This window comes from Pseudomonas sp. UME65 (genome assembly GCF_014170225.1).
GTDB classification, from domain to species: Bacteria; Pseudomonadota; Gammaproteobacteria; order Pseudomonadales; family Pseudomonadaceae; genus Aquipseudomonas; species Aquipseudomonas protegens.
In genome coordinates this window covers 58,787-72,382 of sequence record NZ_LZZQ01000016.1, presented here as the reverse complement: position 1 = coordinate 72,382, position 13,596 = coordinate 58,787, and the positions used below count along the sequence as shown (strand labels likewise).

The 13,596-nt window shown below is 67.8% G+C and carries 13 protein-coding genes; 10 read left to right on the top strand and 3 right to left on the bottom strand.

Annotation, left to right across the window (positions count from 1 at the left end; genetic code table 11):
• The first annotated feature begins 125 nt into the window (after positions 1-125).
• From A9971_RS25710 to A9971_RS25665, 10 genes are all read left to right on the top strand, one after another.
• The gene (locus A9971_RS25710; protein WP_041752210.1) at positions 126-767 is read left to right on the top strand and encodes a DUF1345 domain-containing protein; all 642 of its coding nucleotides are present in this window, start codon (positions 126-128) and stop codon (positions 765-767) included.
• An 80-nt stretch (positions 768-847) separates the two neighbouring features.
• Entirely contained in the window at positions 848-1,687 is an 840-nt protein-coding gene (locus A9971_RS25705) for an AraC family transcriptional regulator (protein WP_015635414.1), read from the top strand.
• A 50-nt stretch (positions 1,688-1,737) separates the two neighbouring features.
• Positions 1,738-2,286 carry a LysE family translocator gene (locus A9971_RS25700; protein WP_259652275.1) on the top strand — a complete coding sequence of 183 codons (549 nt, stop codon included), beginning with the start codon at positions 1,738-1,740 and terminating at the stop codon, positions 2,284-2,286.
• A 65-nt stretch (positions 2,287-2,351) separates the two neighbouring features.
• Entirely contained in the window at positions 2,352-3,293 is a 942-nt protein-coding gene (locus A9971_RS25695; protein ID WP_065363901.1) for a choline ABC transporter substrate-binding protein, read from the top strand.
• 19 nt (positions 3,294-3,312) lie between these two features.
• The gene (locus tag A9971_RS25690) at positions 3,313-4,245 is read left to right on the top strand and encodes an alpha/beta hydrolase (protein WP_053158156.1); all 933 of its coding nucleotides are present in this window, start codon (positions 3,313-3,315) and stop codon (positions 4,243-4,245) included.
• Positions 4,246-4,387: 142 nt separating this feature from the next.
• Positions 4,388-5,404 (top strand): LacI family DNA-binding transcriptional regulator, encoded by a 1,017-nt coding sequence (locus A9971_RS25685; protein ID WP_047336608.1) that lies wholly within the window; start codon positions 4,388-4,390, stop codon positions 5,402-5,404.
• A 66-nt stretch (positions 5,405-5,470) separates the two neighbouring features.
• Positions 5,471-6,253, top strand: a complete 783-nt coding sequence (locus tag A9971_RS25680; RefSeq protein ID WP_182999871.1) for a sugar phosphate isomerase/epimerase — start codon at positions 5,471-5,473, stop codon at positions 6,251-6,253.
• On the top strand, positions 6,246-7,208 hold the full coding sequence (locus A9971_RS25675) for a sugar kinase (protein WP_072442076.1): 963 nt from the start codon (positions 6,246-6,248) through the stop codon (positions 7,206-7,208). Before A9971_RS25680 ends, A9971_RS25675 begins: the two co-directional genes overlap by 8 nt.
• Before the next feature lie 137 nt (positions 7,209-7,345).
• Positions 7,346-8,641, top strand: a complete 1,296-nt coding sequence (locus A9971_RS25670; protein ID WP_123430881.1) for an MFS transporter — start codon at positions 7,346-7,348, stop codon at positions 8,639-8,641.
• 18 nt (positions 8,642-8,659) lie between these two features.
• Positions 8,660-9,646, top strand: coding sequence for a D-glycerate dehydrogenase (locus A9971_RS25665; RefSeq protein ID WP_015635406.1), 987 nt, complete (start codon positions 8,660-8,662; stop codon positions 9,644-9,646).
• A 387-nt stretch (positions 9,647-10,033) separates the two neighbouring features.
• Here A9971_RS25665 and A9971_RS25660 read toward each other — a convergent pair whose 3' ends face one another.
• From A9971_RS25660 to A9971_RS25650, 3 genes are read right to left on the bottom strand one after another with little or no spacing between them, the layout of a single operon-like run.
• Entirely contained in the window at positions 10,034-10,738 is a 705-nt protein-coding gene (locus A9971_RS25660) for an NAD(P)H-dependent oxidoreductase (protein WP_011061010.1), read from the bottom strand.
• 9 nt (positions 10,739-10,747) lie between these two features.
• Positions 10,748-11,956, bottom strand: a complete 1,209-nt coding sequence (locus A9971_RS25655; RefSeq protein WP_019093507.1) for a pyridoxal phosphate-dependent aminotransferase — start codon at positions 11,954-11,956, stop codon at positions 10,748-10,750.
• A gap of 26 nt (positions 11,957-11,982) precedes the next feature.
• Entirely contained in the window at positions 11,983-13,590 is a 1,608-nt protein-coding gene (locus A9971_RS25650) for a 5-guanidino-2-oxopentanoate decarboxylase (protein WP_182999870.1), read from the bottom strand.
• Positions 13,591-13,596: the final 6 nt, after the last annotated feature.

Below are 13,596 nucleotides of genomic sequence, written 5' to 3'. Positions count from 1 at the left end.
CAGCCTGCCCCGCCGGCCTGAGTTCGAGGCCGGCCGGGGATGCGGGTGCACGTTCGCCATTGGGCGGCCCCGGGAGCCAGGCGCCATGCTAAGGTTTGGCCACTTCCACTCTCGCGAAAATGCCCATGTCCGTCGTCATCCGCACCCACCCCCGCTTGACCATCGGCGTCCTGATCGGCTGCGCCATTGGTCTGCTCGCTCCTGCCCAGACCCTGACCGGCAAGATCCTCATTGGCTGGAACGCCGCTGTCTGGAGCTACCTGGCACTGATGTTCTGGCTCACCGTTCGGGCTCGCGCCGATGAGGTCAGGCGTATCGCCGAAGCCGAGGATGAAAACGCCGGCCTGGTGCTGTTGATCGTCTGTGTGGCGGCCATTGCCAGCCTGGTGGCGATCACCCTGGAGCTGGTGGGCAGCAAGGACCTGGACAGCACCCAGCGCCTGGTCCACTACGGCTTCACCGGGCTGACGGTGATCGGCTCGTGGCTGCTGGTGGGGGTGATCTTCAGCCTGCACTACGCGCGCCTGTACTACACCTGGGACGGCAAGGAACCGGCGCTGCGCTTTGCCGAAGGCCCGACCAACCCGGACTACTGGGACTTCCTGTATTTCTCCTTCACCATCGGCGTGGCGGTGCAAACCTCGGACGTCGGCGTGGCCACCCGCGAGCTGCGCAAGATCGTCCTCGCCCAGTCGCTGATCGGTTTTCTGTTCAACACCGCAATCCTCGGTTTCTCGATCAATATCGCCGCCGGGCTGTTCAGTTGAGGCTGCACAAAACTTCTAGACCCCAGCCCTGGCACCGGCGTTAACTGCCAGGGTTGCCGCCACGCCCCACGGACCGCCCCATGACCACGCCCAACTGGATCGACCTGGCCCAGGATGCCGACACCGGCATTGAGACCCTGCGGGCCCACTTCACCGGCCACGCCTATGACCCGCACTGGCACGACAGCTACCTGGTGGGCGTCACCGAGCAAGGGGTGCAGCAGTTCAACTGCCGCCGGGCCCGGCACCAGAGCACACCGGGCAAGGTGTTCCTGCTGGAACCGGGGGAGATCCACGACGGCGAGGCCCCCACCGAGGGCGGCTTTACCTACCGCATGCTGTACCTCGACCCGCAGTGGCTGGAGCGCGAACTGGGGGCGCTGTTCGCCGAGGCGCCGGCCAATGCCCAACTGGCATTCGGCAGTACCCTGGCCAGCGATCCGCGCCTGGCCCGGGCCACCAGCGCGGCCTTTCACAGCCTGCACCATGGCGAGTTGCGCATCGTCCGCCAGAGCGCCCTGGACCAGTTGCTGGAACAACTGACCGGGCACTTGCACTGGCGCCGGCGCTACGCCCAGGACCCGCGCCTGCCGCTGGTGGCGCAACGGGCCCGGGACTACCTGCATGCACACCTGGCCCAGGACCTGAGCCTGGAAGCCCTGAGCCAGGCCTGCGGGGTCGACCGCTTTCGCCTCAGCCGCGCCTTCAAGGCCGCCTTCGGCCTGCCACCCCATGCCTACCTGGTGCAACTGCGCCTGAGCCGGGCACGCCGCCTGCTGGCCGGCGGCGCGGCGCCGGCCGAGGTCGCCACGGCCCTGGGCTTTGCCGACCAGAGCCACCTGGGGCGCTGGTTCATGCGTGCCTACGGGCTGAGCCCGGCCCTGTATCGCAAGCGCTGCACAAAGCTTCCAGACGCCTGAAAGCACCTGGGCCAGGATCAACTGCCGATCACTTCCCAAAGTTGCCCGCCATGCCCCTGTCTCTCTCGACCCTGTTGCCCTTTGTGCTGTTTGCCTTCGTCGCCTCCATCACCCCGGGGCCGACCAATATCCTGGTGCTGAACAACAGCGCCCGCCATGGCCTGCGGGCGGCGCCGCCGATCATCCTCGGCGCGGCGCTGGCTGCGGCCGGGATCGTGCTGCTGGTGGGCGCCGGCCTGGGCGACTGGCTCGCCGGCAGGCCCAAGGTGCAGCAGGCCATGCAGTGGCTCGGGCTGCTGTGGCTCAGCTACCTGGCCTGGCAGATCTGGCAGGCCCCGGCCAGCGCCCTGGATGCCAGTGCCGGGCAGCCGCGCCGCCTCGGGCTGGCCGGCGCCGCCGCGTTGCAACTGGTGAACCCCAAGACCTGGATGATGGCCCTGGCGGTGGTCAGCGTGTTCGCCGGTACCGAGGCCGACCGACAGTGGCGGGCGCTGTGGCTGTCCCTGGTGTTTTTCCTCATCGCCCTGCCGTGCCTGGGCGCCTGGGCACTGCTGGGGGCCGGTTCGGCGCACTGGCTGCGCTCGCCGCGGGCGCTGTAGGGTGGCGCACACGGCGCAACAAGACGCCGCCCCGAACAAAAACCACTGCCCCACGAGAGCCTCCGATGAAAACACCGTTCAAGCGTTGTTTCCTGGCCTGTTGCGCCAGCGCCCTGCTGAGTGCCCCGACCTGGGCCGCCGAGCCCGCCGCCTGCAAGACCGTGCGCATGGGCGTGGTCAACTGGACCGACGTGATTGCCACCAGCGCCATGGCCGACGTGCTGCTCGGCGGCCTGGGCTACGACAGCAAGCAGACCAGCGCGGTGCAGCAGATCATCTTCGCCGGCATTCGCGACCGGCGCCTGGACATCTTCCTCGGCTACTGGAAACCGGCCATGGACCAGAACATCGCGCCCTTCCTGGCCGCCGGGCAGGTCAGGGTCATGGCCCAGCCCAGCCTGGCCGATGCCCAGGCGACCCTGGCAGTGCCGGACTACGTGGCGCAAGCGGGCCTGAAGACCTTCGCCGACATCGCCCGCTTCAAGGAGCAGCTGGGGGGCAAGATCTATGGCATCGAACCCGGCAGCGGCGCCAATACCACGATCAAGACCATGATCGACACCGACCATTTCGGCCTCAAGGGCTTCAAGCTGATCGAGTCCGGCGAGGCCGGGATGCTGGCGGCGGTGCAGCGGGCGATCAACCGCAAGGAGTTCGTGGTGTTCGTCGGCTGGACCCCGCACCCGATGAACATCAACCTGGCCATCACCTACCTCACCGGCAGCGAGGACGTGTACGGGCCCAACGAAGGCGCGGCCACGGTGTCCACGGTGACCGCCCCGGACTATGCCGAGCGCTGCCCCAACGTCGACCGGCTGCTGAAGAACCTGAGCTTCACCGCAGCCCAGGAAAGCCAGCTGATGGTGCCCATCATGCAGCGCCAATCGCCCCAGGAGGTGGCCCGGCAATGGTTGCGCGAGCATCCCGAGGACCTGCAGCGCTGGCTGGCGGGGGTGACCACCTTCGACGGCCGCGATGGCGTGGCAGCGGTCAAAGCGAGCCTGTAGCCACCCTCCAGGACTGTCCATGAACCATTACCCGCTTTCTGCCGAGCTGGCGGCCTTTGTCCAGCGAACCCTGAGCTACACCAGCGCCGACAGCAGCTTCCAGGGCCTGCGCGACAGCTACGAGCGCATGTGCCGGGCCTTCACCCCGCCTCGCCCGGCCGGGCTGGCGGTACAGGAGCTGCAACTTTCCGGGGTGCCACTGCGCCTGTATCACCCCGAGCGCCCCGCTGCGCCTTCGGGCTGGCCCTGGCTGTTGTACCTGCACGGCGGCGGCTGGGTGCTGGGGGGCCTGGACTCCCACGAGTTCATCACCGCCCGCTTGGCCAGCGAGCTGGGAATACTGGTGATCGCCGTGGACTACCGGCTGGCCCCGGAGCACCCGTTCCCCGCCGCCTTCGACGATTGCCTGGGGGTCTGGCGGGCCCTGGAACAAGGGCTGCTGCCCCTGCCACTGGACCCGCAGCGCCGGGTGCTGATGGGCGACAGCGCCGGCGGCAACCTGGCGGCGGCGCTGTGCCTGGCCCTGCGCGATGCCGGCGAACCCGGGCCGGCGGCCCAGGTGCTGGTCTACCCCGGCCTGGGTGGCGCCGCCAACCTGCCCTCGCGCAGCCAGTGCGCCGACGCGCCCTTGCTCAGCAGCAGCGACCTGGACTGTTTCCAGGCCCTGTACCTGCCCGGCCCGCAGCAGCGCTCGGCCTATGCCCGGCCGCTACTGGCGCAACAGTTCGCCGGCTTGCCCGCGGCCTTTATCGCCCTGGCACAGTTCGACCCGCTGCGCGATGACGGCGAGCGTTATCACCAGCACTTGCTCGCAGCCGGTGGGCAAAGCCAGCTGTACCCGGGCCTGGGGCTGGTGCACGGCTGCCTGCGTGCCAGAGGCCTGGCCCCTGAAGTGGATGCCCTGTACAACGCCCTGCTGGCCTACCTGGAACAGCACCTGGGCCGCCCCTGAACGCGACCGTTGGTCAGCCACCGACCTGCGTGGATGCTATTTCCTGCCTCTGCACTATTGACGGCCGAAGCGCTTTTGCGGTTTCCTGAAACCGGTTTCAGCGCAACTGGAACCCATAATTCCAAAAACAAGGTCGTCGCCCGTGAATCAGTTTTCCGCCGCCCAGCGCAGCCGCGTCACCATGCTCGATGTCGCCCGCCGCGCCGGGGTCTCCAAGGCCAGCGTGTCGCGCTTTATCGGCGAGGACCGGGCCCTGCTCTCCGATGCCATTGCCCTGCGCATCGATCAGGCCATCAGCGAACTGGGCTACCGCCCGAACCAGATGGCCCGCGGCCTCAAGCGCGGGCGCACCCGCCTGATCGGCATGCTGGTGGCCGATATCCGCAACCCCTATTCGATTGCCGTGATGCATGGCGTGGAAACCGCCTGCCGCCAGCACGGCTACAGTCTGGTGGTGTGCAACACCGACCGCGACGACGAACAGGAAGCCAGGCACCTGGCCAACCTGCGGGCCTACAACATCGAAGGCCTGATCGTGAACACCCTGGGCCACCACCTGGAACAGTTGCAGCAATTGCAGGAAGAGATGCCCATGGTCCTGGTGGACCGCAAGCTCTCGCAGTTGCAGGCCGACCTGGTGGGCCTGGACAACCCGGCGGCGGTGCGCAGCGCCCTCGACCACCTGCAGCAGCAGGGCTATCGCGACCTGCTGCTGGTCAGCGAACCCCATGACGGCACCAGCTCGCGGCTGGAGCGCAGCGCCAGTTTCCAGGCCGAGATCGAGCGCCGTCCGGCCTTGCGCGGCCAACTGCTGGAAACCGGCAGCCACCTGACCAGCCAGCTGCAAGCCTTTCTCGCCGCCCCCGGCCCCGGGCCCAAGGCGCTGTTCTGCGCCAACGGCGTGGCGACCCTGGCAGCCACCCGCGCCCTGCGTGAGCTGGAGTGCCCGCTGTTCGAAGGCGTGGGCCTGATCGCCCTCGACGACCTGGACTGGTACCCCCTGGTGGGCAATGGCATCACGGCCCTGGCCCAGCCCACCGAAGCCATAGGCACCAGTGCCTTCGAATGCCTGCTCAAGCGCCTGCGGGGCGACGATGCCCCGGCGCGGGTGGTGGATTTTCCGGCGCAGTTGATCGTGCGCGGCTCCACCCGGTTGTAACAGTGGGGGCAAGACCCACCACTTTTTTCTCGAACAAAAATGAAACCGGTTTCAGAGGTCAGGAACATGCAGCAATCCCCCGTCTCCATCAGTTTGTCCAGCTACGGCGCAGACCTTGTGCGCGCACAAGGTCAGGCGCATTTCATTCCCCTGGTGGCCGCCGCCGGCGCGTCCTGCATCGAATGGCGCGAAGAACTGCTGACCCATGAGCAGCCCGCCGAGCTGGCCCGCAGCGCTGCGGAGCACGGCCTGGAAAGCGTGTTTTCCTCGCCCCTGGAGCTGTGGCAGGCCGAGCGCAGCGAGCCCAACCCGCAACTGAGCGCCACCTTGCAACGGGCCCGAGAGTTCGGCGCCAAGCGGCTCAAGGTGTCCCTCGGGCACTTTCGCGAACACCACGACCTGCGCAGCCTGGCCAGCCTGCTGTTTCGCCAGCCCCTGGCCCTGCTGGTGGAGAACGACCAGACCGTCCACGGCGGGCGCATCGAGCCGTTCCAGCGCTTTTTCAGCGCGGTAGAGGCGCTGAACCTGCCGCTGCGCATGACCTTCGACATCGGCAACTGGCAATGGCAGGAGCAATCGGCGCTCAACGCCGCGCGCCTGCTGGGCCGGCACGTGGCCTACGTGCACTGCAAGGCGGTGCGCCTGCGGGTCGACGGCAAGCGGGTGGCCATACCGCCCGGCGCCCCGGAGCTGCATCAATGGGAACAACTGCTGCGGCACATGACTCAAGGTATTACCCGGGCCGTGGAATACCCCTTGCAAGGCACCGACCTGCTGCAAGTGACCACCGAGCAGGTCAGCCTGCTGGCCCACCTTGGCCAATCGCGCCTGGAGAATGCAGATGCCTGATATCGATATCCTCTCGTTCGGCGAAACCATGGCGATGTTCGTTGCCGAACACGGCGGCGACCTGGCCCAGGTCCAGCACTTCCACAAGCGCATCGCCGGGGCCGACAGCAACGTGGCCATCGGCCTGGCACGCCTGGGCTTCAAGGTGGCCTGGCTGAGCCGGGTAGGCAACGACTCCCTGGGGCGCTTCGTGCTCGACACCCTGCGCGCCGAAGGCCTGGACTGCCGTTTCGTGCGCTGCGACCCAATCCATCCCACCGGCTTTCAGCTCAAGTCCCGGGAAGACGGCGGCGACGACCCGCGGGTCGAGTATTTCCGCCGCGGTTCGGCGGCCAGCCACCTGGCCATCGGCGACCTCGACCCGGCCCTGCTGCGGGCCCGCCACTTGCACGCCACCGGCATTCCCCCGGCGCTCTCGGACTCGGCCCGAGAGCTGTCCGGCCACCTGATGCACACCCAGCGCAGCGCCGGGCACAGCGTGTCGTTCGACCCCAACCTGCGCCCCGCCCTGTGGCCCAGCGAAGCGCTGATGATCCGCGAGATCAACCGCCTGGCGGCGCTGGCCCATTGGGTACTGCCGGGGCTCGCCGAAGGCCGCCTGCTCACCGGCCGTGACGACCCGGCGGACATCGCCGCCTTCTACCTGGACCAGGGCGCCGAAGCCGTGGTGATCAAGCTCGGCGCCCACGGCGCCTACTACCGCACCCAGCTGGATGCCGGCTTCGTCGAGGGCGTGCCGGTGGCCCAGGTGGTGGACACCGTAGGCGCCGGCGACGGCTTTGCCGTGGGCCTGATCAGCGCCCTGCTGGAAAGCCGCGGCATCCTCGAAGCGGTGCAGCGGGCCAACTGGATCGGCAGCCGCGCGGTGCAGAGCCGTGGCGACATGGAAGGCCTGCCCCTGCGCCACGAACTACCGGAGCACACACCCAGCCTGAAAACCGCCAGCGCCCTGTAGGCGCTGGCTTGCCAGCGAAGACGCCCGCCCGGCGACACATGCCCCGAGGGCCCCTTCGCCGGCCAGCCGGCTCCTGCAGTGACCGAACACCACGAACCACCTGCTGCGACAAAAACAACAAGCTCAGGAGAACTTTCATGGACACGCTCAAACTCGCCACCCGCCGCTGGTGGTACATCATGCCCATCGTCTTCATCACCTACAGCCTGGCCTACCTGGACCGCGCCAACTACGGTTTCGCCGCGGCCTCGGGCATGGCCGACGACCTGCAGATCACCCCCGGCCTGTCCTCGCTGCTGGGGGCGCTGTTCTTCCTCGGCTATTTCTTCTTCCAGGTGCCCGGGGCGATCTACGCGCAAAAGCGCAGCGTGAAGAAGCTGATCTTCGTTAGCCTGATCCTCTGGGGCGGCCTGGCCACCCTCACCGGGATAGTCGCCAACGCCTACATGCTGATCGGCATCCGCTTCCTGCTGGGGGTGGTAGAGGCCGCGGTGATGCCGGCGATGCTGGTGTACCTGTGCCACTGGTTCACCCGCGCCGAACGCTCCCGGGCCAACACCTTCCTGATCCTCGGCAACCCGGTGACCATGCTCTGGATGTCGGTGGTCTCCGGCTACCTGGTGCAGCACTTCAGCTGGCGCTGGATGTTCATCATCGAAGGCCTGCCGGCGGTGATCTGGGCCTTTATCTGGTGGCGCCTGGCCGATGACCGGCCCAGCCAGGCGCAGTGGCTGAGCCAGGACGAAAAACGTGACCTGGAAAGTGCCCTGGCCGCCGAACAGCAAGGGATCAAGGCGGTGAAGAACTACGCCGAGGCGTTCCGCTCGCCCAAGGTGATCATCCTCGCCCTGCAATTCTTCTGCTGGAGCATCGGGGTCTACGGCTTTGTCCTGTGGCTGCCGTCGATCCTCAAGCACGGCGCGCAGATGGACATGGTGGAAGCCGGCTGGCTCTCGGCCCTGCCTTACCTGGCGGCGGTGATCGCCATGCTGGTGGTGTCCTGGGGCTCGGACCGCACCCAGAAGCGCAAGCGCTTCGTCTGGCCGCCGCTGCTGGTGGCGGCCATCGCTTTCTACGGTTCCTACCTGCTGGGGGCCGAGCACTTCTGGTGGTCCTACAGCCTGCTGGTGATCGCTGGCGCCTGCATGTACGCGCCCTACGGGCCATTCTTCGCCATCGTCCCGGAGATCCTTCCGGCCAACGTCGCCGGTGGCGCCATGGCCCTGATCAACAGCATGGGCGCCCTGGGCTCCTTCGGCGGCTCCTACCTGGTGGGCTACCTGAACAGCGCCACCGGCTCCCCCGGCGCCTCCTACCTGCTGATGAGCGGCGCGCTGCTGCTCTCGGTACTGCTGACCCTGTTGCTCAAACCCGGTGCCGACCAGCCGCAGGCCAAGGCCCTGCCCCTGCGCCGGCGCCTGGCCCACCCTTGAAACGGTCTAGAGAACCCCATGAAAAAACACCTGGTGCTGTACAAGAAACTCTCCCCAACGCTGATGGCCCGCCTGCAGGAGCAGGCGCAGGTGACCCTGATCGAAACCCTCGACGCGGCGGGGCTGAATGCCCTGCGCCAGGCGCTGCCGAGCGCCGATGGGCTGCTGGGTGCCAGCCTGCGCCTGGACGCCGAACTGCTGGACCTGGCGCCCCGGTTGCGGGCGGTGGCCAGCGTTTCGGTGGGGGTCGACAACTATGACATCGACTACCTGACCCAGCGCCGCATCCTGCTCAGCAACACCCCCGACGTGCTCACCGAGACCACCGCCGACACCGGCTTCGCGCTGATCCTGGCGACCGCCCGGCGGGTGGTGGAACTGGCCAACCTGGTGCGCGCCGGGCAATGGCAGCGCAACATCGGGCCGGCGCACTTTGGCACGGATGTCCACGGCAAGACCCTGGGCATCATCGGCATGGGGCGCATCGGCGAAGCCTTGGCCCAGCGCGGGCATTTCGGCTTCGGCATGCCGCTGATCTACCACAGCACCCGGCCCAAGCCCGCGGTGGAGCAACGCTTCAATGCCCAGTACCGGAGCCTGGAGCAACTGCTTGAGGAAGCCGACTTCATCTGCCTGACCCTGCCCCTGACCGAACGCACCCAGGGCCTGATCGGCGCCCGGGAGTTCGCCCTGATGCGCCCCGAAAGCATCTTCATCAATATTTCCCGGGGCAAGGTGGTGGATGAAGCGGCGCTGATAGAAGCCCTGCAACAACGGCGGATTCGCGGCGCCGGGCTGGACGTCTTCGAACGCGAGCCGCTGGACCACGACTCCCCGCTGCTGCAACTGCCCAACGTCGTGGCCACCCCGCACATCGGCTCGGCCACCCACGAAACCCGCGAAGCCATGGCCCGCTGCGCGGTGGACAACCTGCTGGCGGCCCTGGCCGGCCAGCGCCCACCGAACCTGGTCAACCCCGCGGCGTGGACCGGCCCGCGCCCCTAACGGCCAGCCCGCGCAGCGCCCCCGAAGAACTCCCTATCGCCGGGAATGCTCATGTAGGAGCTGGCTTGCCAGCGAAGGCGGCCGCAAGAGCAGCGCAAGGCTCAAGGGCCTGTTCGCCGGCAAGCCGGCTCCTACGGAGGAAGACGTATCGCCGCGGACGCTCGTGTAGGAGCTGGCTTGCCAGCGAAGGCGGCCGCAAGAGCAGCACAAGGCTCAAGGGCCTCTTCGCCGGCAAGCCGGCTCCTACGGAGGAAGGCGTATCGCCGCGGGTGCTCGTGTAGGAGCTGGCTTGCCAGCGAAGGCGGCCGCAAGAGCAGCACAAGGCTCAAGGGCCTCTTCGCCGGCAAGCCGGCTCCTACGGAGGAAGGCGTATCGGCGGTGGGGATTTCAGACCGGCAAGGGGTACAGGGCTTCATCGAACTGGTCCAGGCGCGGGAAGACCAGGGGCTGGTCGTCCGCCAGGTGCTGCAGGCGCTGGCGGTAGCTGTGCAGGAAGGCTTCACGAGCCTCCTGGCTGATGTAGGGCACGTGCCAGGCCACGAAGGGTTCCAGCACGTCATAGCCGACATAGGCCAAAGTGCCGCGCAGCAGCGGGCGCAGCATGTCCTGCAGCGGGCCGTGAATCGCGCCTTCGCCGAACATGTGCTCGCGCCCGCCCAGGGTCAGGGTCACCAGGGCTTTCTTGCCCGCCAGCCCGCCCTGGTCATAGAAACGCTTGCCGCCATAACACACCCCCGACACCAGCACCCGGTCGATCCAGCCCTTGAGCATGGCCGGCACCGAGAACCAGAACACCGGGAAGTTGAGGATCAACAGGTCGGCCCACAGCAGCTTGTCCAGTTCGGCCTGGATATCCGCGGCAATGCTCTGGTTCTTCACCCCCAGGCGCTGTTCCAGGGCATACACCAGGTAGTCCGGGTTGTCCCGGGAGGCAAAATCCGCGGCGCTGGCCACCGGGTTCCAGTTCATCGCGTACAGGTCGCTGACCTGTACCTGGTGCCCCTGGGCCTCCAGGGTGCTGCGGGCCTGGTCACGCAAGGCGGCGGTGAAGGACTGCGGTTCGGGGTGGGCGTGGACGATCAACACATTCATGAAGCTTCCTCAGACAGGTTGCACAGTAACAGGGGCATCGCGTTCGGCCAGGCACTGCCGGGCGCACAAGGCGATGCGCCGGCAGGCTTCGCGCAGGTCATCCGCTTGCAGCACCAGCCCCAGGCGGATATGCCCGGCGGCGCTGGGGCCGAAGGCTTCGCCAGCCAGCACCGAGACGCCCTGCTCATCCAGCAGGCGCTCGCTGAAGGCCTGGGCGCTGAGCCCGGTGGCGCGGATATCGACCATGACGAACATGCCGCCATCGGGTTTCAACGGCCGGGCACCGGGGCAATCGGCCAGGCAGTCGCACACCAGGTCCCGCCGCTGGCGATAGGCCTGGGCCATCTCTTGCAGTTGCGGCAAGGGCTGTTCCAGGGCCACCACGGCGGCGTCCTGAATGAATTCCGGTGAGCCGTAGAGCATGCACAGGGCTAGATTTTCCAGGTGCGCGGCCAGGGCCGTCGGTGCCACCACCCAGCCCAGGCGCCAGCCGGTCATGGCATGGGACTTGGACAGGCTGTTGAGGGTCGCGGTGCGCTCGGCCATGCCCGGCAGGCTGGCCGGGCTGACATGCTCGCCCTCGTACAGCAGTTCGCTGTAGACCTCGTCGCAGATCAGCCACAGGTCATGTTCGATGCACAGCGCCGCCAGGGCCTCCCAGGTGGCTCGGGGAATGCTCGCGCCGGTGGGGTTGTGCGGGCTGTTGAGCACCAGGGCCCGGGTCTTGCCGGTGATGCGCGCGGCCACCGCCTCGGGCTGCACCCGAAAGCCGTCTTCGGCCCGCACCGGCAGCGGCACCACCCGGGCGTTGCAGGCACCGAACACTGCTTCATAGGTGACGTACATCGGCTCGGCCACTATCACTTCGTCCCCCGGGTCCAGCAGGCACTGGGCCACGCTGTACAGGGCGCACTGGGCACCGGCCAGCACCACCACCTGCTCGGCATCCACCACTTGCCCGCTGCGCTGCTGATGGCGGCGGGCGATGGCCTCGCGCAAGGCGCGCTTGCCGCGCACATCGGCGTAATGGGTGTGGCCGGCCTGCAGGCTGTCGATGGCCGCCTGGACGATGGGTTGCGGGGTGTCGAAATCCGGGTCGCCCACCGACAGCAACCAGACTTCCTCGCCACGTTCGCGCTTGGCCAGGGCCCGGTAATGAATGTCCCAGGCGGCGGCGCCGTCTCCGGCAATACGTTGGGTCAGTCGAGAAAAGCGCATGCACAAGCTCCAGGGAAAAGGGATGGTCAGCGCGCGCAGGCGTGCTTGAGTTCGATCAGGGTCACGCCGTTGCGGGCAAAGCCCTCGCGCAGTGCCTGTTGCAACTCATCGAGGCTGGCGGGCTGGCTGACGCTGCAACCAAAGGCCCGGGCCAGGGCGGCAAAATCCGGATTGCGCGGCAGCACGCCAATGGGTTCGATGTTCAGGTCCAGCATGTCATCGCGGATCTGCCCCAGGGCATCGTTGTTCCACAGCAGCACCACCAGCGGGCTGCGCAGTTCCTCCACCGCCGTGGCCAGCTCCTGCACCGTGTAGAGAAAACCGCCGTCGCCCACCAGCACCAGCCCCGGGCGCTCGGGGGCACCGAGCTTGGCGCCGATGCCCGCCGGCAAGCCGTAGCCCAGGGTGCCGTAGCCGGTGGGATGCAGCCAACTGCGGGTCGCCCGGCTCGGGTACAGGTAGTTGCCGCTGTAAGCCAGCTGGGTCATGTCGCTGGCGATAAAGCCCTGCTCTGGCAACTCGGCGGCAATACGTTGCAGGATCGAGCGGTGAATCTGCTGCAAGGGCCCCTGCCCGTTCTGCACCGCCTGGCGCAGATCGGCCACCGCGTGAATCGCCGCCCCCGCTTCGGCCGGTGTGGGTGGCAAGGCCTGGAGCAAGGCGTCCAGGGTGGCGCGGGCATCGCCGTGCAAAGCCACCGCACACGGGTAAAAGTCATTGAACTTGCGTGGGTCGATATCCAGGCGCAGCAGCTCGCCGTTCAGCGGCAGGCGCTCGCGCCAATAGTCGGTGTCGGCCATCTCGGTGCCCACCGCCAGCACCACGTCGGCCTGACTGATCAACTGCCAGCCGGGCTCGACACACAAGGTCGCCCCGGCGTTCAGTGGCGCCTCGTCCGGCAGCAGGCCCTTGCCCGCCACGCTGCTGAAAAACACCGCGCCCAACCGGGTGCTCAAGGCCCGCAACTGCTCGGCGGCGTGCAGCGCGCCACCACCGGCAATGATCATCGGCCGCTTGGCGTTGCGCAGTGTGTCCGCCGCTAGCTGGATATCCGCCGCCGCAGCCGGGCCGCGAGCCGGGCGCCGCCGCACTTCACCGGTCCAGTCCCGGGCGACCTTGGCCGCCAGCACATCCAGGGGCACGCTGATGTGCACCGGGCGCGGGCGCTCGCTGTCGAACACGGCAAAGGCCCGGGCCACCAGTTCCGGCAGGTCTTCCGGGCTCAGGGCCAGGGCCGAGAAAGCAGTGATGGGCGCGGTAATCGCCCGCTGGTCCTGGGTTTCGTGCAGCGAGCCGCAGCCCTTGCCCAGGCTGGCGCTGTGGTTGACGCTGGAAATCACCAGCAGCGGGATCGAGTCGGCATAAGCCTGGCCAATCGGCGTGGCGACGTTGGTCACCCCCGGGCCGCTGATGACAAAACACACCCCGGGCTTGCCGCTGACCCGGGCGTAACCGTCGGCCATGAAGCCCGCGCCCTGCTCGTGGCGGGTCAGCACATGGCGGATGCCGCTGCCGGGCAGCCCGCGGTACAGCTCCAGGGTGTGCACCCCGGGAATGCCGAACACCGTGTCGACGCCGTAGCCGGCCAGCAGGCGCACCAGGGCCTGGCCACCGGTCAAGGTCTGATCGTGCATGTCTCT

Coding starts and splice junctions, on each gene's coding strand:
- A9971_RS25710 (WP_041752210.1), top strand. CDS start 126: ATGTCCGTCGTCATCCGCACCCACCCCCGCTTGACCATCGGCGTCCTG.
- A9971_RS25705 (WP_015635414.1), top strand. CDS start 848: ATGACCACGCCCAACTGGATCGACCTGGCCCAGGATGCCGACACCGGC.
- A9971_RS25700 (WP_259652275.1), top strand. CDS start 1,738: ATGCCCCTGTCTCTCTCGACCCTGTTGCCCTTTGTGCTGTTTGCCTTC.
- A9971_RS25695 (WP_065363901.1), top strand. CDS start 2,352: ATGAAAACACCGTTCAAGCGTTGTTTCCTGGCCTGTTGCGCCAGCGCC.
- A9971_RS25690 (WP_053158156.1), top strand. CDS start 3,313: ATGAACCATTACCCGCTTTCTGCCGAGCTGGCGGCCTTTGTCCAGCGA.
- A9971_RS25680 (WP_182999871.1), top strand. CDS start 5,471: ATGCAGCAATCCCCCGTCTCCATCAGTTTGTCCAGCTACGGCGCAGAC.
- A9971_RS25675 (WP_072442076.1), top strand. CDS start 6,246: ATGCCTGATATCGATATCCTCTCGTTCGGCGAAACCATGGCGATGTTC.
- A9971_RS25670 (WP_123430881.1), top strand. CDS start 7,346: ATGGACACGCTCAAACTCGCCACCCGCCGCTGGTGGTACATCATGCCC.
- A9971_RS25665 (WP_015635406.1), top strand. CDS start 8,660: ATGAAAAAACACCTGGTGCTGTACAAGAAACTCTCCCCAACGCTGATG.
- A9971_RS25660 (WP_011061010.1), bottom strand. CDS start 10,738: ATGAATGTGTTGATCGTCCACGCCCACCCCGAACCGCAGTCCTTCACC.
- A9971_RS25655 (WP_019093507.1), bottom strand. CDS start 11,956: ATGCGCTTTTCTCGACTGACCCAACGTATTGCCGGAGACGGCGCCGCC.
- A9971_RS25650 (WP_182999870.1), bottom strand. CDS start 13,590: ATGCACGATCAGACCTTGACCGGTGGCCAGGCCCTGGTGCGCCTGCTG.